Here is a 26,216-nt window from a genome sequence, read left to right as displayed (position 1 = left end):
TAAATAATTAAATTTATTCTACATTAATCGATCGCTCTATGTCAAGTTCTGCAAGCTTTACAGAATTTCGGCTTTGAATTTCAAATATCGGAATTGGGGTTAAATTAGTATTTTTTTGCATAACAAAATCGGAAGAGCCACAATATCTTTCGGACAATTTCTCTCGTAGAAACCGATAATCGCGGCATTCTACCCTACAATGGGTGCATCGATCCAGACTTCCGACCCATGATGAATACCCCCTCGTCTCCGCCGGGTTTTCCCAAGGCGATCCTGTCTGTCAGCCGAGAGGAACGCTACGGTGGCAACGGTACGCCCGAACCGCTGTCGCTCACCGTTCGAGACGGAACCACGGGGGAGGCGATCGCTCTGCCCGACGACCTGCGCGGACACCTGTTCGTCATTGCGATCGTGGGTTCGGTAGACTCTCCCCCCCTGTACGGCGATCGCCGCGATCCCGTTTTACCCTCACAAGACGGCTGGTCGCCCCTTCTCGACGGCGACGGCATGGTGTATCGCCTCGACTTCCACGAAACCCCAGATCTGACAACCCCTGACAGCTCGATTCGAGAAGACGGTAAAGCTTGGCTAGCCTCCCGTCTCGTGGCCACACCGAGTTACTGGATCGATCGCGCCCTAGCCGAACGTCCCGAAAAATACCCCCACCTCCGCCAACCCTGGCAGTTTAAGACCTGGGGAATCGCCCGCTTGTCTCCCGGTTGGGGATCGCGCAACCAAAACAATACTGCCCTCATCCCCATGCAGTTCGACGAGTCGGGAAGTCGCCTCCTCCTCACCGAAGACATCGGACGACCGTGGGAAATCGACCCGCGATCGCTGCAACTGCTGGCACCTGTCGGACAAAACCGCGACTGGGCGCAAGTGCTATCGATGAAACAGTGGCAGTACGTCCCCTTTCCCCCGGTGATGACGTCGGCACACTCGGTTTTCGACGCCGCCGAACCCGCCGTCTATATGGTCAACGTCGTCAAGTCCGCCGATAGCTTACTGGACTTTACCCTGTGGTTGACGTACAAACTGCACGATCTGAAAATTCCCAAAGGTCTCGTCGTCGCTCTCGTCAAAACCTTAGATAGCATTCTTCAATTCGTCCTCGTCAAACTCCTCAAAACCAGCGATGACGATCTGTTTCTCGTCCGTTGGCAAGACGGCGAAAGTCTTCAACGTTGGCGCGTGACCCTTCCGAACGGAAAACCCGTCCGAATTGAAGAAACGCTGCACCAGATGGGAATTACCGAGAACTACATCGTCCTCGCTAACACGAGCCTCAAACTGTCCCTCGACGATTTTATTCCCAACATCGAACGGGTGCGATCGGCAGAAGAAGTATGGCGGGAGATTTCGAGCTTTCCCCAAGCTGCCCAAACCGATCTGTACTTCATCTCGCGTCGGGAATTGGAACGATCGCCCACCGTCACCGCTCGCCACGTCGTTCTCGACGAAGCCCTCGTTCACTACGTCGTCGATTACCAAAACGCTGGCGACGAGGGGCAGTACGTTTTGCTACACACCGCTCACGGGAACGCCTGGGATACCGCCGAATTCGTCCACGGGATCGATCGCCCCATTTCTAACCCCGACGCCGCCTTCGAGGACAAAATTCGCGGTATGGTTTCGGTTTCGACGGATATCAACCACCTGGCCAGTTACGTTCTCGACGCCGAAAACGGAACCGTCGTTCGGCGTAGCGATGTCAGCTACGACGCGTTAGAGTTGTCTGACTATCCCTGGTCGATCTCCTTTTACGCCTTTCGCGACGGCTCGACCCACCAACAACCCCATCGCTTCGAGAATTTATATTGGAACAGTTGGGGCTTGTGGGGCGATCTGCTGACGGAGTTTTTATGTCAGATGTATCGGGAGTACGAACCGCGATTTCTTCCTATCGAACGGGCGATCGAACAGGCCAAAACGGCCGGAATTCCCGGTCAACTTTGCCGCGTGAGCGTCGAACGCCAAGAAACCAACGGAGAGCCGCCGCAACTGCACGTGGCGATCGCCGATCGCGTGCAGCTTCCCCCAGGATACTTCTGCACCTCAGCCCAGTTCGTTCCTCGCGAGGGATCGACAGACTCCAGCGACGGCTACCTCGTTTGCATTGCCATCCGTGGCGATCGCCTCGATTCCGAAGACTCCGACGATCCCGACTGGTCGAGTAACAGCGAAATTTGGATTTTCGACGCTGCCGATCTCGATCGCGACGGCGGACAGCCCCGCTACAAACTCAGCCATCCCAAGCTGAACCTCGGGTTTACCGCCCATACCACTTGGTTGAGACAGCTTCGTTCTCCCCAACCGCGACCCTACGACGTGCGCGGTGATTTCGAGGATTGGCTCGACCACCTCGATCGCAACTGGCTCGATCGCCTACTGAGCCGCTTCGAGGGATCGTCTGTCCGCTACGAGGATATCGAAACCGAACTGCGATCGCTGTTTGAGAACGATGTTTTTCCCCACTTCGAGCGACCCGATTCCTAACCATGACTCATTCTACCCGTTTTCCCAAAGCCGTTCTCTCGACCTCTCGGGCGGAATTTTACGACGCACCCCTCGAACTCAAGGTTTGCGACGCCGACGGCAACCCCACCTCGATTCCAGAGGACTTACAGGGTCACGTCTTCATTATCGGCCCGGTGGGATCGGTCGATTCGCCCCACCTCGAAGGCGATCCGAGCGTCGTTCTCCCCTCTGCCGACGGGTGGACGCCCTTGGTCAACGGCGACGGAATGGTCTATCGCCTCGACTTCCACCGCACGACGACCGCCAGCACAACGGGGAAGGCGTGGCTGGCGACGCGACGGGTCGAACCGCCGTCGTTTTACGCCGACGCCCTCACCCACGCTCCGAACTCGCCCTATCACACCTTACGATTTTGGAACTTGGGGATTTCGCGATTTTCGCTGGAGTTGGGGCTGTGCAACCAAATTAATACTGCTTTCGTTCCCGTGCGTTTTCCCGGCGACCCGTGCGATCGCCTCGTCGTGACCAACGATGCCAGTCGTCCCTACGAAATCGATCCGCGATCGCTGAAACTCCTCGCTCCCGTGGGCGAAAACCGTCATTGGCATCCCCTCAACCGCAGTCCGATTCCCTATCCGTTCCGTCCGGTGATGGGTTCGGCCCATCCGGCGTTCGATCCCAAAACGGGAGAATTCTTCATCGCCAACGTGCAGAAATCGTTGAAAACCATTTTGCACGCACCGCGACTGTTTCCGTGGAGAAACGGCGATCGCGTCACGGGATGGGACATCCTCCACTCATTCGTCACCGACCCGTTGTTGCAATTGTGGCAGCGATGGCACGCTATCCGCCAAGGGTCGAAACGGGCCAGCGACGACGCGGTTCACCTGATGCGCTGGACGGGGAAAACGACCGTCGAGTCGTGGCAATTGGTTCTCGAAGACGGAACGCCGGTTAAGATTCGTCAATCGTGCCACCAGCTCGGGGTAACGCGACGTTACGTAGTTTTGGCCGATACGGCGTTTAAGTTAGCGTTGGAAGATATGCTACCGAGTTCGATCCTCGGACGCACTCGACAGTGGAAGTCCCAACTGTGGCACGATCTCGACGGGGCAAATCCTGAAGAGGCGGCGCAGACGGTCAAGCGGCGGGCCGGACAATGGATCGAATGGCTACGCGAACGGTTGACCTATCCTCAGTCTCCGAATACAGACCTGTATCTTGTCGAACGGGAGCAGTTACAGCGGGTTCCGTCTGGGGAAGCCGTCGTCGCGCAGAAGGTGACGGTGGACGGGCCGTTTACGCACTATCTGACGGATTACGACGACAGCGACGGCGCGATCGTGCTTCACGCCGGGATGAACTATAAAACAGACCCCGCAGAGTTTATCCATCGTCAGGACAGTTCGGTGTTCGACGACCCCGAACTCGACGAAACGTTGAAGTCGTTGGCAGGAATGATGACGGCGGGTTTGGATATCAACGCCCCAGCTGCGATCGCCATCGATCTCGATACGAAACAGGTTCGCCAGTGCGAGTTAAATCTGCCCGAGGCGATCGCGCGAACGTTTTATATCGGGTTGTATGCGTTTCGCGACGAGTTTCCGAGCGATCGCATTGAAGATTTGTATTGGACTGGCGGCGGGGCTTGGCCGGAGTTATTGACGAATTTAGTGTACGGCTTGTATGCCGAGGGGGGCGATCGTCGCGTGGCAACGGAAGAAATATTAAAACTGCTGAAGTCCGAGCAGTACGCCCCGGTCGTCCTCTCGCATTTTCGGATCGATCGCGATAAGCTTTTAGAACCGAATGCTTCTCCCGATGAGGTGGTGACGGCGATCGATTCTTACTCGTTCGATCGGCAATACTATCCCAACTCTCCTCAATTCGTGCCGCGACCGAACGCCACGAGTGCGACGGATGGTTATATTATTTGTAATGTGGTAAGTTCCGACCGATTGCAATCGTGCGATGGCGAAACCACCGATCTCAATTCCTCTGAGAACAGCGAACTTTGGGTGTTCGATGCGGAAAATTTAAAAAACGGCCCCTCGTACAAACTCAGTCACCCTCAATTGAATTTTGGCTTAACGATTCATACGACCTGGTTGGCGAACTTGCCCGAATCTGACTGGACTCGCCCGGACTATCGGGTCTCTGAAGACTTCGATTGGCTCGTGTCGCAAGTGACCGAGGCGTACTCGAATAACATCGTGTTGTGGCTTCTCACCCGAGGGCGAAGCCCGCAAATTGCCCGAAATATTCGAGCCTTGTTTGACGAGATTTACCGACGATTCAATCAATAAATCGAATACGCGATCGCGATGAAACATCCATTCGTTGAAGCGGCCTTGTCAGCCGTCTGTTTTTGGCATTTCGCCGCATCGGCTTCGGCGCAAATCGTCCCCGATGCCACGCTTCCGACGAATTCAACGGCGATCGCCGTTGACGATCGCGTCGAAATTAACGGTGGAACTCGAGCGGGAGAGAATTTGTTTCACAGTTTCGATCGTTTTTCTGTATTAGAAAATACAGAAGCGATTTTTAATAACGCGATCGAGGTCCGAAATATTATTACTCGCGTCACGGGAAACGAAGCGTCCGCGATCGACGGCGTGTTGTCTGCCAACGGCACCGCCAATTTATATTTACTCAATCCCAACGGCATCGTCTTCGGGGAGAACGCTCGCCTCGACGTGGGCGGGTCGTTTTTCGCCAGCACGGGGGACAGTTGGACGTTTGGAGACGGTCGCGAATTTAGTGCCACCAATCCGACGAGTTCTCCCTTACTGAGCGTAAACGTACCGTTGGGCGTGCAGCTAGGACCGACTCCCGGTGCGATCGTCCACCGTTCTCGCGGGGTCGATGCCAGCAATATTCCCGTCGGCCTGCAAGTCCCGACTGGCGAAACCCTAAGCTTTATCGGCGGCGAGATTCGCGTCGAGGGAGGCGTTCTCACCGCACCCCAAGGCCGGATCGATCTCGCGGCTGCGACCGATACGGCCCGACCGCTCGCGCCGACCTTAGACGCGATCGCTCTCCCCTCAACTCCCGGTCGCATCCTGTTGACCGACGCCGCCGCCCTCGACGCGAGTGGCGAAGCCGGTGGCATCGTTCGCCTCGTCGGTGGCGACGTGCGACTGTCCGGCGCGACGATCCTCGCCGATACCTTGGGGAATCTCGACGGAGGGGGAATTGCGATCGACGCCAGAAGCCTCACCCTCGACAACGGTGCGTTAATTGCCAGTGCCACCTCGGGAACCGGTATCGGTGGGGCGATCGACATCCGGGCGTCGGAGTTCGTTTCGATCGCCGGTTGGGGATTTCAACCCTTTCAAGCGGTATTTGTCGGCGAAGCCTTAGAGGGTCAGTTGACCTTAGAAGACCGACAAAACGGCATTTTCACGGGAACGGTCGGGTCGGGGCGTGCCGGAAACGTTCGCATTTCGACAGGGCGTTTTCAAGCCGTTTCCGGTGCGATCGTCGCCAGTCAAGTGTTTGGACGGGGAGCCGGTGGGAATATTTCCGTCGAAGCGTCCGAATCGGTCGAACTGATCGGATCTGCCCTATCGAGCGCTACGCTCAGTTCGGGTAATGCGGGCAACTTAACCATCGATACCGGAGAACTCATCGTACGCGACGGGGCGTTTATCACGGCCAGTACCATCGGAACGGGGTCGGGGGGAAACGTCACCGTTCGCGCCACCGAATCGGTCGAGGTATTCGACATTCCACCGGGAACCATTTTAGCCACCAGTATCGTGTCCGTTAGCTTTGCCAGTACCGGCCCGGCGGGAGACGTTACCATCGATACCCAGCGTCTCAGCCTGCGGAACGGGGGTGTTATCGACACCTCCAGCGGCAATCCCGTGTTTCCCGTCGGCGGTGCGGCGGGCAATCTAACCGTTCGCGCGTCGGAATCGGTGGAAGTCGTCGGACGCGGTAGAACCGTTTTCGGCGGCGCTCTGAGCTTGCTCGGCAGTCGCACGTTCGGTCTCGCCCCTGCCGGTCGGTTGACGGTAGAAACAGAGCGGTTGAGCCTGCGCGACGGCGGACAGGTCGCGGCGTTGACTGCTGGTGCGGGGGATGGCGGACAGCTAACGGTACGGGCGACGGAATCGGTCGATGTGGTGGGGTTTGCCATCGGCGACGGCGGTGCGATGTTTCCGAGTCGTATTTCGTCGGGATCGACACCGTTGCCGGAGTTCGCCGCGTTGGGTCTGGCGGGTCGAGCCGGGCAGTTAACGATCGCAACAGAACGGTTGAACCTGCGCGACAGCGGACAGGTGACGGTGACGAGTTTAGGAACGGGGGACGCCGGACAACTCGCGATCGCGGCCGATCGCGTTTGGCTCGACGACGGAGCGTCCCTCAGTGCGTCCACGCTGTCGGGCTTGGGAGGCAATATTGAAATTCGCTCGGACGACCTGCGCTTGCGCTGCACGAGTCAAGTGGCGACGAATGCCGGAAACGCCGACGGCGGCAATATCGTTATCGATACGGAAACGCTGACGGCCTTAGAAAACAGCGACATTACGGCCAACGCGGAAACGGGACGGGGCGGACGGGTCGAAATTTCAGCCCGAGCGATTTTCGGCACGCAGTTTCGAGCGCGACTCACTCCCGAAAGCGATATTACGGCAACCTCGGAGTTAGGGCCGGAATTTAGCGGTGTGGTGGAGATTCAAAATCCCGATATCGATACGAACTCGGGACTGGTGGAACTGGTCGAGGCGCCGGTCGATGTCTCGGGACTCGTCAGCGATCGCTGTGCGGCGTTGCGAGCGGGAAGTCGCTTCGTCGTGTTGGGACGGGGCGGTCTTCCTCCCAATCCGCTTCGTCCCCTCCAGCCGACGCGCTTGTGGCGTCACCCCGATTCTCTTCCTTTACAAACCGAGACGGCAGACCAACAGAGTAATGCCGCTGGCGATCGCCCGATCGCGCCGAGTCGGGAACCCCTCATCGAGGCCACGGGTTGGCGGCAAGGAGACAACGGCGAAGTCGTTCTCGTGGCAGAGACGGCGGCACGCAATCTCGAACGATTGCCACAAGTTCGATGGGGGGGATGCAGTACTCGGACGAGAGCGCAGCAAGAGCCTTAAAGACGAAGGCGAGCCAGCAAACTGTCGCGATCGACGCGATCGAGAATTTCGCGAATCACCGTGTCCGCTCCGGCCGGTCCCCAAGTTCCTCCCCGTTCCAAATAGGTTTTTGCCGCCTGTCCGACGGTGTGAGTCCCCACGCCAGCGATGGCAGCTTGGGCGACGGCCGACCCCGCATAACCGGCGAATCCGACCGATTTACCCAAACCGAACGCGGCATTGCTGAGGGTTTCGCCCAACAGTAACCCCCCAGCCCCCAAGAGAATCGTTTTGAGGAGTTTTCCCGCCTCGTAATTGGTCATGGGCAGGTCGTAGAGATGCGCCAGCGATCGCACCAAAATTAAATCCGCCAGACTTCCCCCGAGAACGTCGAGGACGAAGACGGGGTTGAGGGCGACGGCAGCAGCTTTGTAGCGGGTAAACTTCCAAATCAGCTCGTCGGCGTCGCGATCGCGCAGTTCGACGAGCGTTTTCACCATTTCGAGTTCGGCGTCTCGTGCCTGAACCAGTGCGTTGAGGGCTAGTAGCGATCGCCCTTCTCGCGCCAACAGGGTTAACAATTTTTCTTTCAACTCTTTCACGTCCGGCGGCGGTGTTTCCCAGACCTCCTCGACTCGACCGTCGGGGCGTTCGTGGCGCACGCGTAGGGGTTTGGGGTCGGCAGCAACCCGCACGATTTCGTCGGGACGCAGGGGGACGCCTTGACGGTTGCCCAAACTGCGAAGCTGTTCGTACACCGCCTCGCGATCGCAGTTCGGGTACAAATCGGTTTTATTGAATACCAAGAGGGCCGGTTTTCGGGTTTGCCATAAATCGCACAGGGCGGCGTATTCCGTACGCGTCACGTCTCCAGCGACGACGAATAAGATCGCATCGGCCTGTCGGGCGACCTCCCGCGCCAGATCGGAACGGGTTCCGCCATCGATTTCGTCCAATCCCGGCGTATCGATCAGTTCCACTTGCAAGTCGGACGAACGGCGATCGGTCGGGGAAAGCCAGAGAACCGATCGCGGCCATTGAGTAACGCCGTTGAGCGGTCCGGTGGGGAGCAGATTTTGACCCAACAAGGCGTTAAGAACGGCGGATTTGCCCCGACTGACCGCGCCGAAGGCAGCGATACGCAGGATTTGACGGTCGAGTTTGTCGAGGTTGGCTCGCACGACGTCGCGTCGATCGTGAAAGTATCGTTCGAGTTGGGTGTTGCGATCGGTCGGCCGCGAACGGGGCGGCTGGGTATATCGAGCCAGAGTCTTTGTCAGGCTGGCACGAGCGCGATGAAAATCGAAATCTTGAGAGTCTCGCACGGTCGATGAGGTCGTCAGAGCGATCGGTAAGCTCACCCCGGTCTAAAGACGCGGGGCTTTCGCACTAACCCGTTACACTACCTAGCAAGGAGCAAGATAGAGGGTTGCGCGTTTTGGGAAGGCTTACAGACTCCCCCAAGCGTTTAATCATCGTTGCACCATTCAAATCAGCATCTCCTTTCCACCCGCAATGTGCGCATTTGAAAGTCTTGTCCGAACGGTAGGACTTTCCTTTTTGGGGATGAATATGCAGACAGTTATGGCAGGTTTGCGAGGTATACGCCGGTGGAACCGTTATTACTTCGACAGCTTCTTTGATGGCTTTATAGTCGATAAACAGCCGCAGTTGATAAAACGCCCAAGAATTTGAACGGCGGCGTTCGGTCTTACTGCGAGGTTGGCGGTTGGTTCGCTCTCGTATTCCCGTTAAGTCTTCGAGGGCGATAATCGACTGAGTGTCCTTGGCGTGACGGACAATTTGTTTAGAAATATTGTGGTTCACCCAACTCTGATAACGCCTCTCTCTTCCCGATAGCCGTTTCAGAAGCCGTTTGCCTCCCTTGGTGCCTTTCGCTTGGACAGAGGCTCGAACTCGGGCGAACTGCTCTCGGATTCTGTTGACAGACTCCCCACTCCAGCTTTGTCCCTCGGAGGTGACAGCGATATCTCTACGTCCGAGATCGACACCGATAACATCCTTGGGTTTCTGAGGTGGCGGTACGTCGTCTTTGACTTGAATGTGAATATACAGCTTCCCGTCTCGATGTTTGGAGAGGGTTGCTGAGGTAGGAGTTTTCCCCTTAAGTTTGCCAATCTGGTAGTTTCCTAAGACTAGCGGAATTCGCACTCGACCTTCAACCGTAGACAGGCTAACGGTTTGTTTTTTTTCCTGATAGGAAAATACCCGTGCGTCGTAATCTGCTGATGTGGGTTTGAACTGTTTGATGGGTCGGTCTTTGAGTCCTCGACTCCGCTCGGACTCAACGCTGAGCGAAGTCGAAGCGAGCGAAGTCGAAGCGTTGAGTTTTGCTGTTTTGCGGTTGGCGGCGACTCGGGCGCAAACTCTAACCGCCAGGTTAGCTGTTAATCCAAACTGTTCTCGAATCGCTTTGTAAACTTCTCCTTGAATGCGATTCTTGTTCGTAATTTTAGGGTTGACCGTCTGGTTAGCAAAATTGCAAGCCTTAGCGAACGCCTCCAGAGTGGCCTCGAGTTTGCGGCTTTGCTCTGGAGTCGGGTTGAGTTTGCAGACAATTGTTAAGACTTGCTGTTCCATACTATCATTATACACCTAGGTGAAAACAATTGAGACTCGGCGCTCTTATGCCGCTCGGGTCTCAATTGTTCTCGTGAAGGACGGGTTTCAGCAGGGGACGAACGGCAGCGTCGGGTCGACGGTTAAGGCGATCGCTCTTCAAATTCTTCCGGCTCGAAGGTCTCCGACTCGGAAGACTCCGCCGTGGCGCGATCGCCCTCAGAGGACGCCTCTGGGTCGGTGTCCTCTCCAGCCCACGCCTCGACCTCGAGATCGGATAAATCGGGCAATCCCAGCAATTCGCCGCTGAGAACGGGTTCCTCGCTCCACCCCCAAGCATCTTCGTCGTCGTCTTCAAAGTCGTCTGGCATCTCTTCGGAGGCGTTACCTGTATCGGCATTTCCCTCGAAATCCTCCAGACTGACGTTGGCGAATTCGGGCAATCCCAGTAATTCCGCCGTTTCTTCGAGAAGCGGCGCGTCGTCTCCCAACAGGGTACTATCTTCTGAGGCGCGATCGCCGGACGAACCGTCTCGAGAGAAGGTATTTGCGGGTAAATCGACCACGAACGTCGAACCGACTCCCGGCTCGCTTTCGACGCTAATATCGCCCCCCATCATCTGACAGAAGCGACGGCTGATGGCCAGTCCCAGCCCCGTTCCGCCATATTTTTTCGTCGTGGATTGGTCGGCTTGGGTAAAGGGTTGAAAGATGCTTTGAATTTGTTCGGGGGTCATGCCGATTCCCGTATCGCTGACGCGAAAGCAAATCCATCCCGGTTCCTCGGCGGCGACGGGTTCGTCGAAGGTATCCCGGTCTTCGTCTTCGGCGATGGCGCTAAAGGGCGACTCTTGGCGATTGACCGTCAACCAAATGGTGCCGCGATCGGTGAATTTGGCGGCGTTGCTGAGGAGGTTTAACAAGACCTGTTTGACTTTGGTGCGATCGGCGTGCATTTTCCCCAGGTTGAGACTGCACTCGACTCGCAGCGTATTCGTATTTTTTTCGACCAAGGGCTGCACGGTCGCCTCGAGTTCTTGTACCAGCGGCGCTACCTCGAAGGTGTCGGGAACGATATCCATTTTTCCGGCTTCGATTTTGGAGAAGTCGAGGATGTCTTGAATGATCGAGAGCAGATGGCGTCCGGCGGTGGTGATGCTTTTGAGATCGGAACTCATCTCCTCATCGTCAAGTTCCATGTCTTCGATTTCTTCTTGGAGGATTTCGCTGTAGCCGATGATGGCGTTGAGAGGGGTTCGCAGTTCGTGGCTCATGTTGGCCAGGAACGAACTTTTAGCTTGGTTGGCCGCTTCGGCGGCGAGGGTGGCTTGGTAGAGTTCGGCTTCGGCGCGTTTGCGTTCGGTAATATCGCGAGCGAAGGTGCAGGTATATTCTTCGTCCTCGTACACCAGCGAGTTGATGGTAATTTCGACGGGGAAGACTTTTCCCGATTTAGTTCGGTGGCGAGATTCGAGGGTAAAGGAGCCGAATTCTTTAATTTGATCCCAGTAGTCGGGCCAGATTTCTGGCGGTAAGTCCGGGTTGATATCGTGAATGGTGAGCGATAACAGTTCGTCGCGGGTGTAACCCAAGGAGAGACAGGCGGCGTCGTTAACGTAGAAAATCTGTCCCGATCGCGCGAACCAAAACACGGCATCTCCGGCTTTGTTGATGGAGATTTGACTCATGGGAAGGGTGCTGTCGAGACGCTGTCGTTCGTCTCGTTCCCGTTTGAGTTCGACTTCAGCTCGCTCGAGCTTTTCGAGCAGTTCGCGTCGGGCCTGCCGAGCCTTCGAGATAAGTTGTTTGGGTTTGCTGATATCGTCGCAGGTTAAGATGAGTCCGCCGATGTTGCCTTGTTTGTCCGACCAAGGGCGGATCGTCCAACTGAGCGATCGGTACGACCCGTCGGTTGGCATAAAGTGGCGGTCTTGCCAGCGTTCGGTGCGACCTTGGAGACAGCGCTGGTGGATCGATCTCCACCGTCGGGCGCGATCGGGAAAGATTTCGTAGTGCGATCGCCCCTGTAGTGGCTTGTCGTCTAGGCCCATAAGCTTTCGCCACTGGCGACTCGCACATAAGTATTTCATGTGACAGTCGACCATCGCGATCGCGACGGGACTGTGTTCTAAAAATAGCTCGAACAACTCTCGATTTTCGGGGACGTACATGGCGTACTCGTGGCTAGGCTCGTGGAATACCACCAGATGCAGAACTTCCCGGCGTGCGATCGCCCGATCTTCAATATCCTCCCACAATCGACGGCTGGCGATCGTGCTTCGGGGTTCCTCGAGCGGTTCGACTCGCCGTTTGACTGCGTTAGGGTGGCAACTCTCTCTCTAGCCTGGGAACCTCGGAGATGCCCTTCCGCCTCGGACGTGCAGTCTGGCTCTCTCGATTGCGGCGAGCGATCGCGACTCTTGAGACCGGTGGGAGATCGGCCGCAACGGCAAGACAAAGGCATTAGTCCGAGAATCGCTCTCTCTTTGAGGAGACGCTCGAACCGACTCGGCTGGTTTCATCAGCTATTGCCGTTCTATTCCGAGCATAGCCCAGTCTTACCTCGCCTCTGGTTGGACGACTGACTCCCCTAGCCATTTCTGGCGACCCTGGCAGATCCCTGTGTTGCAAGGGGTCGAGATTGGATTGGCTCTCCCACTCCACTTCTCGAAATCGCCTCCCAAAAAACAGCAGTTGGGGTTTAGTGGGGCAGGGCTACCAGACAATGCTGGTAGGGGGTGTCTAGCCTGGTGACAGCGGGAGAATTTGCCCACCACGGCTACATCTCCATCCCAACTATTCAAATTATACCGGGCTACCTGCGATTGACGAGGAGCGTTAGGCAGAAGTGTAAGACGGCTTGCCCGACGTTCGGCTTCGATGCCGATTCTCGAGGGGTCGAATACTTCGCTCGTGTGACCGGGCTAAAGTTAGACGAATTCAGCGCCGCGATCGACGTGCGACTTGGTTATGCGGAATCCAGTTTTAAAAATTCTGTTTTGCAGCCTTCGTCGTAAATTCCCCGTACACCAGGACTTATACGGAATCCGAATCTCAATGCTTCGACTTCGCTCGCTTCGACTCCGCTCGGACTCAAACACTGGTTTTGCCCAACCTGACAAGTCCCTCTCTGTGTCCTCTGTGTCTCTGTGGTGAAGACTTCTTGAAACCTAGCTTATCGGAATCCGTATTAAATCGATTTTGGGCGATCGCGTTCAAATAATTAAGAGGTGAAGAACTCGAGTTCCTCACCTCTTATTGTAATCAGACTTGCCATCTGATTATCGCAAACGGGCGATCGGCGATCGCGTCTTGGCAGGCAACTTACATCATGCCGCCCATACCCATACCGCCCATACCCATGCCGCCCATGCCGCCCATGCCGCCCATGCCGCCCATGCCAGCGTCGGCGTCAGCGGATTTCGGCTCGGGTTTCTCTACCACGAGGGCTTCCGTGGTCAGCACCATCGCTGCGATGGAACCGGCGTTTTGTAGGGCAGACCGCACGACTTTTGCCGGGTCGATAATGCCCGTCGCGATGGTGTCTTCAAACTGGCCGGTGAGGGCGTTGTAGCCCACGTTAAAGTCGCTGTCGCGGACTTTTTCGACGATGACCGATCCTTCGACGCCCGCGTTGTTCGCGATTTGCATCAGCGGGGCTTCGAGAGCTTTGGCGACGATATTCGCGCCGATCTGTTCTTCGTCGCTCAAGCCAGTTTTGAAGTCTTCGACTTTCTTAGCTAAGTGAATCAGGGTCGTCCCGCCTCCCGGAACGATACCTTCTTCGACGGCGGCTTTGGTGGCGTTGAGGGCGTCTTCGATACGGAGTTTGCGGCTTCGCAGTTCAGTTTCGGTGGCAGCCCCCACTTTGATGACGGCAACGCCACCGGCGAGTTTGGCAATGCGCTCTTGCAGTTTTTCAGAATCGTAGTCGGAATCGGTTCTTTCGAGTTCTTTACGCAGTTGCTCGATGCGTTTTTGAACGTCGGATTTGTTGCGGGGGTTGTCTTCTGAGAGAATCGTCGTCGTGTCTTTGGTCACGCTGACTTTCCGCGCCGTTCCCAACATCTCGGGGGTCAAGGCATCGAGGCTCAAACCGATATCTTCGGAGACGACTTGACCGCCGGTGAGAATGGCAATGTCTTGCAGCATCTGTTTGCGGCGATCGCCAAAGCCGGGGGCTTTGATCGCGGCGACGTTGAGGACGCCTCGGGTTTTGTTGACAACGAGGGTGGCCAGGGCTTCGCCTTCGACGTCTTCAGCGATGATGAGGAGGGGGGTGCCCTGTTGGGCGACTTTTTCGAGAACGGAGACGAGATCTTGAATTGCGCCGATCTTTTGGTCGGTGACGAGAATGTAAGCGTTCTCGAACTCGACGACTTGACGCTCGTTGTCGGTGACGAAGTAGGGGGAAATGTAGCCGCGATCGATCTGCATCCCTTCGACCACTTCTAGTTCGGTCGTTAAGGATTTCGACTCTTCTACGGTGATGACGCCGTCTTTGGTGACTTTGTCCATCGCCTGGGCGATCGTCTGTCCGACTTCTTCGTCGTTTCCGGCCGAGACGGTAGCCACTTGTTCGATCGCGTCACCTTCTACGGGTTTGGCCACGGCGGAAATTTCTTTGATGAGTTTCGCCACGGTTTTTTCGATGCCCCGTTTGACCGCCACGGGATTCGCTCCGGCGGCGATGTTTTTGAGACCTTCGCGAATCATCGCCTGGGCTAACACGGTAGCGGTCGTCGTTCCGTCTCCCGCGATATCTTTGGTTTGGGAGGCGACTTCGAGAATGAGTTTGGCTCCTGCGTTTTCCAGGGGATCTCCGAGTTCGATTTCTTTGGCGATCGTGATGCCGTCGTTTACGATATCCGGCGCGCCAAATTTTTTCTCGAGAACGACGTTTCGACCCTTCGGCCCGAGGGTAATTCGCACGGCATCGGCGAGGGCGTTGACTCCACGTTCGATCGAACGCCGTGACTCTTCATCGAAGGAAACGATTTTTGCCATGATTATGGGTAGTTGAGCGACTCCAACTACTCAACTTAGCACTCTGGGGTATCGAGTGCTAATTCGTGGAAACCGTACTTTTACAGTCGCCAGTCACCAGTCGCCAGTGAAGACAGGGGTAGGGTGCGTGTTTATCAGTGTAGAGGGCAGAGGGCAGAGTGTAGAGTAGAAATTCCTCTTTAACTCTTCACTCTACACTCTTAACTCTTCCCTGAAAGAGGCGCACCGCCAATGTACACCTCATCTCATTATCACATCACCTCATTGCTACCGATGACTTCGCGAACGCGATAGATGGGTCGCTTTTGGGATTCGTGATAGGTTCGCATCACCAGTTCCCCGAGCAGTCCGAAGCTGAACAGTTGGATTCCCGCCAGAACAAGGAGAATGGCGAGGGTTAACAGGGGGCGATCGCCGATGTCTTGACCCAAGCCGAGTTTGAGAAAGGTTAAATACGCCCCCAACGCGATACCTGCGACGGTGCAGGTAATTCCGAAAAAGCCGAAAACGTGCATCGGACGCGTTAAAAACTTCTTCATGAAGAAGACGGTCAACAAGTCCATGAGAACGCGGAAGGTTCGCCCTAAGCCGTATTTGCTTGTACCGTACTGGCGGGCGTGGTGAGACACGGGAATTTCGACGATACGCGCCCCTTCGATAAACGCTAACGCGGGAAGGAAACGGTGTAGTTCGCCGTAGAGGTTCAGGTCGGCGACGATTTCGGATCGGTAGGCTTTGAGAGAACAGCCGTAGTCGTGCAGCGGAACGTCTGTGACGCGACCGATAATCCAGTTAGCGATTTTTGAGGGGAGGAGACGGGTAAGTGCGGCGTCTTGTCGGTTTTTGCGCCAACCGCTGACGAGGTCGTAGCCTTCTTCGAGGGTAGTCAGTAGGCGGGGGATGTCGGCGGGGTCGTTTTGGAGGTCGCTATCCAGCGTCACGATAATCTGGCCGCGAGCGTGACGAAATCCGGCGGCCATCGCGGCGGTTTGGCCGTAGTTACGCCGAAAGATAACGGCTCTGAGGTCGTGGCGATCGCGAGCCAGTTGTTGGAGTAAGTCAGTCGAACCATCTGTGGAACCGTCGTCCACGAGGACGATTTCGTAAGATTTTGAGGTTTGCTCCATCGTCGCGGCGATCGCCGCCACCAGTTTGGGGACGCTCTCGACTTCGTTGTAAATCGGAGCGACGACCGATACTTCCGGAGCGTTCGAGACGATCTCGCGGTGTGACTCGATGGAAGAGGACAACTCACTCATCGGGGACGCTGAACCTGAAAAATGTCAGATTCATTGTAATACTCGATCGCCAATACTCGATCCGATTGATTGGCTAGACTTATTCGCACCCGTCATCGCGATCGATGCGAATCGTGCCTAAAATTGTCGCGACGACGACACAGCGTTTCGTCCCGTCGGGATTGTCTGTGGCGGCGAAGGTGATGCGGCCGAGGCGATCGTCGTCTCCAGTTTGTTCGTTCAACCAATCATCGGCGATAATGCCGCGATCTTGAAACTGCACGCAGAAATCTCCCGCCTTGCAGGTGCTAGAGACGAGATCGGTATAGCTTCTCTCAATAAAAACGCGATCGCTCGCTTCGGGAACCAGGGTTTGCCAAGCCTCCTCACTCGTTTCAACGGGGTGAGCGGCACCTTGAAGTTGACCGTCAACTTCGCGGAAACTGGCTTCCCAAGCGCGGTTTTCCGTGACCGCTCGCGATTGTGCGGTACGCATAATTTGCAGGGCGGCGTCGGTGGTGGAGTTAATCCGCTGGCGGTTGACGAAGGCCAGCCAGCCGGGGGCGGCGATCGCGGCGAGAATGCCAGCCATGACGATCACCACCAGCAGTTCGACGATGGTAAATCCGGCTCTGGGGTCGTGAGATATGGGGGTCGATCGCGATCGCGAATACATAAGACTTGGCTCTCCTGGGTCGGTTCTGGCACTTCACTACTGTAAAAGCACTAATCTGTGGGAGGTTTTTTATTTCTAACACCGCGATTTAAGACTTGTGTTTGAATGGCGGGCATAAAGCCTTCATTTGCTGTTGTAATCCCCGGCTTTCCTGCTGCGTTACCTCTCAAGAATAAGATAACTTTTTGGTTGAACGCCCCACTTTCTCCTTCATTTTCATTATTATTCTGTGTAAACTTCTCGGGCAATTTAACGCAGGCATAAAAATTACGCATATTGGTAAAACCATATTGTTCTAAAGTCGAATCACTGGGAGTTCGGATATAGCGAACCCGAGAGTTCGTCGTCTCTTCTGCCGGGCATTCGATACTTGCCCCCCCAGCTTCGACTAACTCGGGAATATCTCCTAGCGCACGATCGTCCACAAAGTCTACCAAAACTGCGAATCGATTATCTGGAGGAGTTCCCTCTTGTTGATTGTTCCCTTCTAAATCAAGCGGCCATCTTTCAAAACTTGTATTGACGGTCGGATCGGCGTAACCAGAAACTAAATCTCCATCATTTTCATATCTGGAAAGGGTATAGCGTAAGATGCGAGATTTTCCTTGCCAAAGACCCGTATTTTCTCGAGATAACCAATAAACTACGAGGGTATACATTCGTCCGACAATGCAAGCCTCAGTCCCAATTAAATTTACGCAGTTGTCTCTGACTTGGCTGGGGAGAGGTTCGAGTTTCCAAAACGCCAGAATCGGAACGCTTTCACTGTTAGGACGTGGCACGTAGCCGTTTTTAAAAAGTCCAGAACAGCTATCTGATATTTGAGATTCCGTTCCACTTAAATCTTCATCAGCCAAACACTTGCCATCGTAAACGTAGACGGCTTCTCGAATATCTGTACTGATAAAGTCGAGCGCCATTTGCATTTCACGCTGAGTTTCCGTACGTGCCGTTTCTCGAGTTTCAGTGGATATTAACTCAACAACGAGGCTCATTAACCCCGTTACGATCAAACCTCCAATGATAATTGAAATTAGCAATTCAGTCAGCGTAAATCCTTTGGTTTTACGATCTTCTTTCCAGCCTCGAAAGCGGCCGAGCAGTTGGTTTAAAAACAGAAGAGACATCGCTTTGATGGTAGGGACAAGGGGGCGTTAGACAAAGTGGGGTTTGGAGGTTAGCGGTGATGCTTGAACGCTCGTTCGTTGATATCAAAAATCACAGTTAGTACCACCGGGCAGCATTTGACAGTATTTTTGAAGAGCTTGACTGCGATCGGCTTGAGCGAGAGTGGTGTGTAGTACTGCCAGGGGGCGCTTCGTTTGCTGCCCTTGACCGGTGGTTAGGGTTAAAGAGGCTTCCTGGGTTTCGAGCGCCCCAAATTCAGCGTTTCTATAATAAACCCTAACACCCATCCTAAACACGACAGGAACTTGCGCAGTAGAATCTTCTGAATCAACTTGAATTGTTTGCTCGTCACCTCGAAATGTTTGCACGAAAAAGTCTTCCTCGCAATCTCCATTGATATCGACAGGTAAAGCACTATCAACAGGAACTTGGGTGGGATTGCGATCGTAGTTAGAACATTCAAAGTTCGTCGATTGCAGAGAACCGAAGGCGCTACTCGGTGCAGACACAGCAGAAAGATCGGAACTCTCGACGAGGGCAGGCAGTCGATCGACTGTATCAGGCTGGATTCCTTGTTCGATCAGCACTCGCACTTGGTCGATTTGACCGTGAGCCAGTTGGATAGCTTGTTCGGCACGTCGGTTCTGTACGCGAGTCGCCACAGCCAGGAAAATTGCTGGAGTAATGGAAATTGTGACGGCGGAAACTACGAGAATGGCCACCAACCCTTCCACGAGAGTTAACCCCGCCTGAGAGGTGTTCGAGGCATTGTGCCAACGTTGAAATCGTGGATCGAACTTAAAGTTTTTCATGGTTTGGTTCGTTCAACTTGCGATCGCTCGGGTCGATAGGTCTGCATTTTTAGGGACAATCGGTCACGCGGGCATCGATTTGTTCTCCATCGGCAGAGGAGGCACAACGTAGTTTTTTGATGTACGGATCGTTTACCGGAAGTTCGGTGTAGTATTCACTACGCGTGCTACCTACGGTCACCAAACGACTCGATACAGGTCCGGGTGGTGTTAACTGGAGAGCGACATCGTAACCCCAGAGGCGATTTGGCGCCAGATAGTATTGGATGAACTCCTCGTCCTGGAGAGTCGCGTCAGGTTCCCAACCATCTTGGTCGAAGGGAGCGCTAGAAGAGGTACTGAAGTTGAGTTGGAGGAAAGACCCACTCATAAAGAGGTTTTTCTGCTCCCAATTTTCGATAAAGCGCGGAAAGTTATGCAAACCGCCATAAGATTGTTTTTCCCGTGAAGGTGTAATGCCACTAATAATAATGGCGTTCACGTGTTGTTCGTTGGTGGCTTGGACGATCGCCCGTTGGACGGGACGTCCGTAGCTCGTGCTTCGATCGAGATCGAAGTACGCTCCATCGTATTCAAAGGGATCGGGCGCGTCCCAAGCATCGATCGTCAGCCGGGGATTGCCGTTGTGGGAAATTTGAAGCGGCGAACCGAGGTCGGCGGGATTTTCCCGAAACCAAACGCTATTGTCGGCAATGTTCGTATTATCCCTCGGACGGGGAAAGGCTAAGTAAGACGTAATGTGTTGTCGGGGGGTTTGTCGGCATCCATACACGTCGTTTAACTGACCGAGATTGCTGCGATTTAAATCTCCTAATGCTTGGGTCAGGGACGTTCCCGGATCGAGGGTACTCCCCTTGTCTGGAACGACTAGAAACGGATCTTCAATGCTCCCGTCGCAGAAGTTCTTAGAAAGAACGGTCAGACCATCTACGAGAAACTCGCTATAACGCCAACTGTCGTTGTCAGGATCGGCGAACCGGCCGTCTCGACTGTTGGTATTACTCCGTCGGTTGTAAAAATCGTCGGGTCCCCAATCCTCTTTATCCGACAAGGTGTAGTTAAATTCTTCGATGGGATCTCCACAACTTCCGCCTGGGGATTTGTGGCAGTTGAAGTCGCCTTGGATGTAGGCGGAGTTGTCAGAGATTAGGGTCAAACCGTACTCAGTTGAGCCTCCTCGTCCCTGACGAGAAATGTCTTCACCGTTAAGGATTCGAAAACCGTGCGCTCTTCGATCGGGATCGGGGACGAAGTTAACGGGCTTGGGACTGATCCCGTTATCGGGGTTGACTTGCGGATCGATGCCTTTATCCCCACTAAACACCTCTGTGTTACATCCGTTACCGATATCGCTGGCGGTGCGACAGTTTCCACCGGGAGGATGCTCGATGGCGTCTTCGCGCAATCCGTCTTCGCGGAAAGCGAAGACAATGCCACCATCAATAGCTTCTTCGTTGTTTCCGCCTGCCAGCCAGGTATCGCCGTTAATCTCGCCATTAACACCACCGGCTTTGTCGGTCAGTAGTTCGAGATCCATATTTAAGACGCGAACGCTTTGTAATTCCCGTCCGTTGTAGAGTGCAGTATCTTTAAATCCAACGCGATAGTAACTACCGTTAACACCATCGTAAACGAGGCTGTACTGCTGACAGTTAGGATTGATATTGGTAGCACTGGCGTCGTTATCACAGAGCGTACTGGGATTGTCTACGTTGAGATAGGGAAGCGTCCAACTGTCGATCGCTAAAGGCTTGAGAGCAATTTCACTCAGCTTGGTGGCGTCGAATGCCTTGTAGGTGAAACTGCTGTTTTCAGTGCTAACGTAAGGATCTCCCACATAGAAAACTTCATCGGGTTGAGCGTCGTTTTCGTTCGTCGTTCCGTCGAGGTTCAGGTCATCGGCGGCCGTACTGTGGTCGTGGTCGTCAATGGGGAACAGATAGTACAGAGCGGGATATTTCGCCACTGTGTCGAGACGACCGTTTTCGTTGACATCTTCTTCGTCTGTGTCGTCGCCAAACACAGCATCGAGAACTTCTGTGTAATCGGGTTCGCCATCGGCGTCGAGTTTGCGATCTTCGTTGGCATTAATCCCGCATAAACTCGTGGCTAACCGGAGGAAGCGGCTTTCTGAGGCAATGTCATCCGGTCGGCCGAAGCCAAAGTAATTATTACCCGTCGCTGTACTAACGTCACAGGTAAAGTTGAATTGGAACGGTGTATCGAGGACGCCGTTGCCATTAAGATCTTCTCCTGAATCTAAAATACCGTCGAGGTCAGCATCTTCGTTAATATCTCGGAGATCTCCATCATCGTTGCGATCTTCAGCACTTGAAGGTTCGTTGATGGCGACTAGATTGCCCCCATCGTCAAAGACAATTTTGTCGGGTTTGGGTTCTGCGTCGTCGTCACCGCTGTTGCGGTTTCCGTTTAAGTCGAGTCCTAGGACATCTCCGCTTTCAGTTTCGGCTGAAAATACCCAAGGTTGTCCTAAAACCACTGCCAGTTGGTCAGTATCGTTTTCGTCGAGGATGACGTCGCTGGTATCGGGGTTAAAATCTTCGTCGAAAAATCTGGCGGAGTATTGATAAGCACCAGGGGTATCGGGAGAGGGACGGAATCCCATTTTCCGATCGCGATACACTTGTTCTTTGAGATTTAACAAGCGGGCTAATTCTTGTTGGTCTTGGGGTAATGCGGCAATGTACGCTTCGGGGGGAGGCACGACGCCTCGTAGGTTTTCGGGATTGTCTAAGCCTTCGGGAACGAGAACGAAGTTGGCGACCGGATCGCCACTCGACCACCCGTCAGGATAGACTTCGACCCGAACTTTTCCGGTATCTGGGTCTTCAATGAGTTTGACTTCGCCGTTGCTGGTGTCGCCGTCTCCGAGAAGAGTTAAAGCATCGTGCAACTGCTGAATAGCCGGTTGGTTGGTGGTAGTATCTTCGTAGTCAAAGGCATCGAGATAGCTGATGTTGTAAGCTAAGGCTCCCAAGGTTAACGCGGCGGTGTGTTTGTTAGACCAATCGGCAAAACTGTCGCGATCGTCGTTGAGAGTCCGACGTAGGTTCGAGAAGTTACCCCACTGGGTCAGAGCTGGATTGGGATGAATTTCCCCGGCTTCTTGTTTGGCAGGAAAAGCTCCATCTATATCTCCGGCTAGATGGGCGAGATTGTCTAGGGCTTCTTGCATCTCAGCCTTTCCGACATCGAAGTTTTGTAAGTCTAACTGCCAACCGTTGGTACCACGACCCGTTAAAAAGTCTACGACCAGTTCTTCAGGAGTGTCTCCAAACGTTCCACTAAACAACCCATAGTCGGACTTGACGGTAAATGGTGTTTGAGGCGGGTTGAAAATGGCACTGCGTTTGAGGGTTTCGGCGGTACCGGGGTGAACGGTGGTGACTAGTGCTGCCACTGGCGGATCGTCTGTGCCGTTCGCTGCTTCTGCTGCATGGTAGATAGCCGTCGTTTGCGCGGCCGCGAGGTTGTCGCGCAGGGTTCGGCGTTGTAGGGATTCGTGTTCTCGATCGTTCGTGAGCTTTTCGTCTTTTTCAATTTGTTGGGGGTCTGTGGTTCCCGCGAAAGGATCGTTTCCCAGCTCTAAACGCTGACCGACAATGACGCGCATTCCTTCGCGCCAAGCTCGTCGTTCCCAGTAGCCGTCAAGTCCGATATCTTTGGGATCTTCGTCAGTACTGACTTCAAGTCGCGTGAGGTCGCTGATGGCCGTCGTAATCGGCTCTCCTGTTTTGACCCCAAGTCCAACGCCATCGATACTTTTCAAACGAAGATTTGAATCGCTACCGTAACCGGGTTTGGGACCGTAGCGATCGTCGGCACGATAGAAGTCATCAACGTAAGGACGTTTGGCGGATTGGTTAAAAATCCGGCCGCGTCCCCACAAGTCGCTGGCTTCAAAATTCCCGTCTCGAACGTTACTGGCACTATAGCTAGGATTACGGTATGCCGAGCGATCTTCGGTGAATAAGACAATCGGGTCGAGAGTAATCCCGATCACGCTTCTTGAGTTGTTTGAGGAATCGGTATCTGGATCGATAAAGGTCTGAGGTGGGTCGCTATCGTTCTCGTGGTGTTGGGGATTGCTTTCATCCCATAAGTGGAAGTAAGAGCCAGGAGAAAATTCGTTGCTGTTAACTAAACCACTGACCATCTGTCCTTCGTAGACTTCGTCAGTTTCGGGATCGACCGATCGATCCAATGTCACTTCTGAGGTCGATCGACCAGCTTGATAGAGACAAGACCCAGGTCCGCTAACGAGATAGCCGTACACGCTGACGCGAAGTCGCCGGGGTTGGTTGCGGCCGATAATTAGACTTCCATCGGTATGCATGGCACCGTTCCATTTGAAATCACGACCGGGAAAGATTTCGAGGTCGTTACGGAACCATGCTCCCCACTTGTTGCCTCGGTCGGCTTGCCGTTCTTGCTGGACTTCTAAGGTCGTGACCGTTCCGTCCTCGTTATCGGCAATGGCAAAGGCATCGATTTGGAAGTTTTTGAGTAAAATTGCCGTACTGACGGGATCGCGCAACCAACCGTTTTCAATACGACTAATGTCTTCGTCCGCTGCCGGTTCGCATCCGGGTTTGGGTATCCCGCCATAAGGTCCTTGTCGGACTTCACGTCTGCCTGCTCGTGCGGTGAGATCGTCGTCGCTTTGTTCAGCTAGGTCTGTGGCGTCATCAGGGGTGTTCCAGATTACAGAGTAGGCCACCCTCAAATCAGGAACGCCATTGTTATTTTCATCATCTGGCGTACCATCGCCATTTTCATCGACATAGAAATACCAAGCGTTATCTTCTTCTCCGTCACCATCGATGTCTAAGCGTTGTTCCTTAGGTAGGGTGTAGGGATCTATGGAGGGGGCGTTAGGATCGGGATTTTCTTCGACGTTCAACATGATCCGCTCGAGCAAGTCTTCGGAAGGAATCCCCTGGGGAATGCGCTCGTCCTGGGTGAACATATACTCGATCTTGGCTTTCGCGCGATCGATCGCTGGCGTAGCAGCGTTGTAAATCACTCGATCCCGGCGAATTAAAATAGCTTGCTCGGTGCGCGTAACGGTTCTCAGCAGAATGGCACCGACCACGAGCGCCATGACGAGCAGCAGCATGATCGCTGTAGGAAGCACGAATCCCGAAGGGTTTAGGCGTCTGTGGCGGCGGCGTCGGGAAAACAGCGGTTCTAAGAAGTTACGACGCAAAAACTGGGCGAATGCGGCATAGGCCCGTTTGAGCGTGTTTCTCAACCAACGCTTCAACATAGCGATCGGGGGGTATTTAGCCATAGGTCTCGGGCTGACTCGGCAGATGCTAGGGTGACACGAACCCAGACGAAACGAACGATGCAACCTGAAAGAAGATTCTCCGGGGGGTCAGGACGAAGATCGACCTCCCGACTCTGTCGTGCGGGAGACTATCTCAGTGTTAGCGCATTCTGACACGGAGCGACAATATCGAAAATTTACTGACTCTCTGTCTTAGCTTACCCATCTTGTCTCTGAGATCGATCGGGGTTTCTACGAGTTTTTCTGTATTCTTTTGCGTAGTGGTTTCGAGAGGGTTTCGGCTGGCGGTTCTAGTGCATCGAGACGAGGCGATCGCACGTGAGGTTCCCTTTTTCTTTCTGGGAAAGTCCTGTAACAGCAAAACCGGGCTTCACCGATCGTAAAACCCGGTTCGATTGACGCTGATTGGCTTAAAATCGGTCGTTTTCGGCTCGATTTAAAACTTGTTCAAGTCGATTCCAGCTTCTTTGGCAACGGCCGCCAGACCTTTACGTTGGATGGTTTTAATGGCTTTGGTCGATAGGCGCAGACGCACCCAGCGATTGCCTTGAGGCCACCAAATTTTTTTCCATTGCAAATTCGCTTCTTGCAAACGCTTAGTACGACGGTGAGAGTGAGACACCGCATAAGCGTTATTGGCTTTTTTTCCGGTCACTTGGCATCTGCGAGCCATATTTCTATTCTCCTGAGTTAAATTATCGTCAACTCTGCGATCGAGTGGCGCTCGGACACAAAACGCCCAGTCTCTCATCATATCATCGATCGCCCCCGGAGCGGCTCGCGGTGTTGGTCAGGCTGGACTTACGCAATTAAACGTTAACCACACTAAATGTAGCGTGTGGTGGGCATTGCCCACCCTACAAATGGAGTGAATGCGGTTGTTCTGTCAGGAAAACAGGACTATCGAACGTCGTCGGGAAAGCGCATATGAATCAGGAGTGCTTCGATATCGAACGGTTTGGGATACTGCTCGACGAGACGACGCATCCAGGGTTCGGGGAACAAGAGTGTGGCGGTCGTCCGCAGCAGCACTTTCCAAACGACTCGCCGCCGCCACAAGTCGCGATCGAAATATAAGGCCAAGGCTAAAAACCGAAACGCCGATCGCGCCCGTTTTCGTTCGGGGGTCAGATCGAGGGCTTTATACGTGAGATATTTGTACCGATGTCCCAAACACAGGGGTTCGAACTGTTTTAAGGACTCTGGGGCGTCTTGAAAAATGCGATCGATGACTTTCAAACTCGAGGCTTCCATCTTCGCTACATTAAACGATGCCGATCGCGTCAACGTCCGATAGAGAATCTGCGCTTTCGGTACGACGACAAACCGATACTTGGCCGCCAAACGTACCCACAACTCCCAGTCTTCGGCAGGAGGAAACGAGGTTTCAAAGCCCCCCACGTCGAAAAACGCCGATTTGCGAACGAGGACGTTCGACCCACTTCCAACGAAATCGTTAATTATCAGTTTTTCGTAGACGTTCCCTTCAAAACTCAGACGCGGGCCGTGGCGAAAAAAGCGATCGCCTTCATCGACGTGTGCCGTCCAACTGTAGGCCACCGCAGCGTCGGGACGATCTTTCAACGCTTGAAGTTGCGCGTCGAGTTTGTCTGGCGTCCATAAATCGTCGGCGTCGATAAACGACAGAAACTCTCCCGAGGCTAACTTCGCGCCGCGATTGCGACTTTCCGCTTGTCCGGCGTTGGCATAGGAAAACACGGAAATTCTCGGATCGGCGATCGCTTTGACGATCTCGACGGTGTTATCGGTAGAGCCGTCGTCGATAACAATTAGCTCGAAATCGCGAAAACTTTGGTCGAGAACGGACGCGATCGTCGCTCGAATCGTCGCCTCGCCGTTGTATACCGGAATCACCACTGAAATTAAAATCATGACTGT

Annotated in this window: 15 protein-coding genes; 4 read left to right on the top strand and 11 right to left on the bottom strand. The window is 54.2% G+C overall.

The window, feature by feature from the left end; translation table 11 throughout:
• Window positions 1-228 precede the first annotated feature (228 nt).
• Genes POG22_RS23715 through POG22_RS23705 form a run of 3 tightly spaced genes read left to right on the top strand, consistent with a single transcriptional unit; the run spans window position 229 to window position 7,583 of the window.
• Window positions 229-2,499 (top strand): carotenoid oxygenase family protein, encoded by a 2,271-nt coding sequence (locus POG22_RS23715; RefSeq protein WP_498907367.1) that lies wholly within the window; start codon window positions 229-231, stop codon window positions 2,497-2,499.
• A 2-nt stretch (window positions 2,500-2,501) separates the two neighbouring features.
• The gene (locus POG22_RS23710; protein ID WP_498907366.1) at window positions 2,502-4,787 is read left to right on the top strand and encodes a carotenoid oxygenase family protein; all 2,286 of its coding nucleotides are present in this window, start codon (window positions 2,502-2,504) and stop codon (window positions 4,785-4,787) included.
• An 18-nt stretch (window positions 4,788-4,805) separates the two neighbouring features.
• Window positions 4,806-7,583 carry a two-partner secretion domain-containing protein gene (locus POG22_RS23705; RefSeq protein WP_498907365.1) on the top strand — a complete coding sequence of 926 codons (2,778 nt, stop codon included), beginning with the start codon at window positions 4,806-4,808 and terminating at the stop codon, window positions 7,581-7,583.
• Here the strand turns inward: POG22_RS23705 and POG22_RS23700 are convergent.
• The 3 genes from POG22_RS23700 to POG22_RS23690 all read right to left on the bottom strand — a co-directional run bounded on the left by POG22_RS23700 (window position 7,580) and on the right by POG22_RS23690 (window position 12,313).
• Window positions 7,580-8,923 carry a GTP-binding protein gene (locus POG22_RS23700; RefSeq protein WP_498907364.1) on the bottom strand — a complete coding sequence of 448 codons (1,344 nt, stop codon included), beginning with the start codon at window positions 8,921-8,923 and terminating at the stop codon, window positions 7,580-7,582. The genes POG22_RS23705 and POG22_RS23700 overlap by 4 nt on opposite strands.
• A gap of 28 nt (window positions 8,924-8,951) precedes the next feature.
• Window positions 8,952-10,163, bottom strand: coding sequence for an RNA-guided endonuclease InsQ/TnpB family protein (locus tag POG22_RS23695; protein WP_498907363.1), 1,212 nt, complete (start codon window positions 10,161-10,163; stop codon window positions 8,952-8,954).
• Between the two features lie 122 nt (window positions 10,164-10,285).
• The gene (locus POG22_RS23690; protein WP_498907362.1) at window positions 10,286-12,313 is read right to left on the bottom strand and encodes a PAS domain-containing sensor histidine kinase; all 2,028 of its coding nucleotides are present in this window, start codon (window positions 12,311-12,313) and stop codon (window positions 10,286-10,288) included.
• 36 nt (window positions 12,314-12,349) lie between these two features.
• Here POG22_RS23690 and POG22_RS23685 point away from each other — a divergent pair, with 36 nt between their 5' ends.
• Window positions 12,350-12,727 (top strand): hypothetical protein, encoded by a 378-nt coding sequence (locus POG22_RS23685; protein WP_498907361.1) that lies wholly within the window; start codon window positions 12,350-12,352, stop codon window positions 12,725-12,727.
• A gap of 739 nt (window positions 12,728-13,466) precedes the next feature.
• On the opposite strand, the gene groL is transcribed toward POG22_RS23685, so the two are convergent.
• The 8 genes from groL to POG22_RS23645 all read right to left on the bottom strand — a co-directional run bounded on the left by groL (window position 13,467) and on the right by POG22_RS23645 (window position 26,210).
• A complete protein-coding gene (groL, locus tag POG22_RS23680; RefSeq protein ID WP_498907360.1) occupies window positions 13,467-15,149 on the bottom strand; it encodes a chaperonin GroEL in 1,683 nt (560 codons plus the stop codon).
• A 251-nt stretch (window positions 15,150-15,400) separates the two neighbouring features.
• Window positions 15,401-16,408: a glycosyltransferase family 2 protein gene (locus tag POG22_RS23675; protein WP_498907359.1), complete on the bottom strand. Its 1,008-nt coding sequence runs from the start codon at window positions 16,406-16,408 to the stop codon at window positions 15,401-15,403.
• Window positions 16,409-16,487: 79 nt separating this feature from the next.
• On the bottom strand, window positions 16,488-17,063 hold the full coding sequence (locus POG22_RS23670; protein ID WP_063716291.1) for a pilus assembly FimT family protein: 576 nt from the start codon (window positions 17,061-17,063) through the stop codon (window positions 16,488-16,490).
• A 50-nt stretch (window positions 17,064-17,113) separates the two neighbouring features.
• On the bottom strand, window positions 17,114-18,190 hold the full coding sequence (locus POG22_RS23665) for a PulJ/GspJ family protein (protein ID WP_498907358.1): 1,077 nt from the start codon (window positions 18,188-18,190) through the stop codon (window positions 17,114-17,116).
• Window positions 18,191-18,274: 84 nt separating this feature from the next.
• Window positions 18,275-19,003: a type IV pilus modification PilV family protein gene (locus POG22_RS23660; protein ID WP_498907357.1), complete on the bottom strand. Its 729-nt coding sequence runs from the start codon at window positions 19,001-19,003 to the stop codon at window positions 18,275-18,277.
• A 49-nt stretch (window positions 19,004-19,052) separates the two neighbouring features.
• Window positions 19,053-24,317, bottom strand: a complete 5,265-nt coding sequence (gene hpsA / locus POG22_RS23655) for a hormogonium polysaccharide biosynthesis protein HpsA (RefSeq protein WP_498907356.1) — start codon at window positions 24,315-24,317, stop codon at window positions 19,053-19,055.
• A 436-nt stretch (window positions 24,318-24,753) separates the two neighbouring features.
• On the bottom strand, window positions 24,754-24,990 hold the full coding sequence (rpmB, locus tag POG22_RS23650) for a 50S ribosomal protein L28 (protein ID WP_026097996.1): 237 nt from the start codon (window positions 24,988-24,990) through the stop codon (window positions 24,754-24,756).
• 227 nt (window positions 24,991-25,217) lie between these two features.
• Window positions 25,218-26,210: a glycosyltransferase gene (locus tag POG22_RS23645; RefSeq protein WP_498907355.1), complete on the bottom strand. Its 993-nt coding sequence runs from the start codon at window positions 26,208-26,210 to the stop codon at window positions 25,218-25,220.
• Window positions 26,211-26,216: the final 6 nt, after the last annotated feature.

Origin of the sequence: Geitlerinema sp. CS-897, from assembly GCF_028368005.1 — a bacterium.
Lineage (GTDB): Bacteria > Cyanobacteriota > Cyanobacteriia > Cyanobacteriales > Geitlerinemataceae > Baaleninema > Baaleninema simplex.
This window is presented reverse-complemented; position numbering and strand designations above follow the sequence as displayed.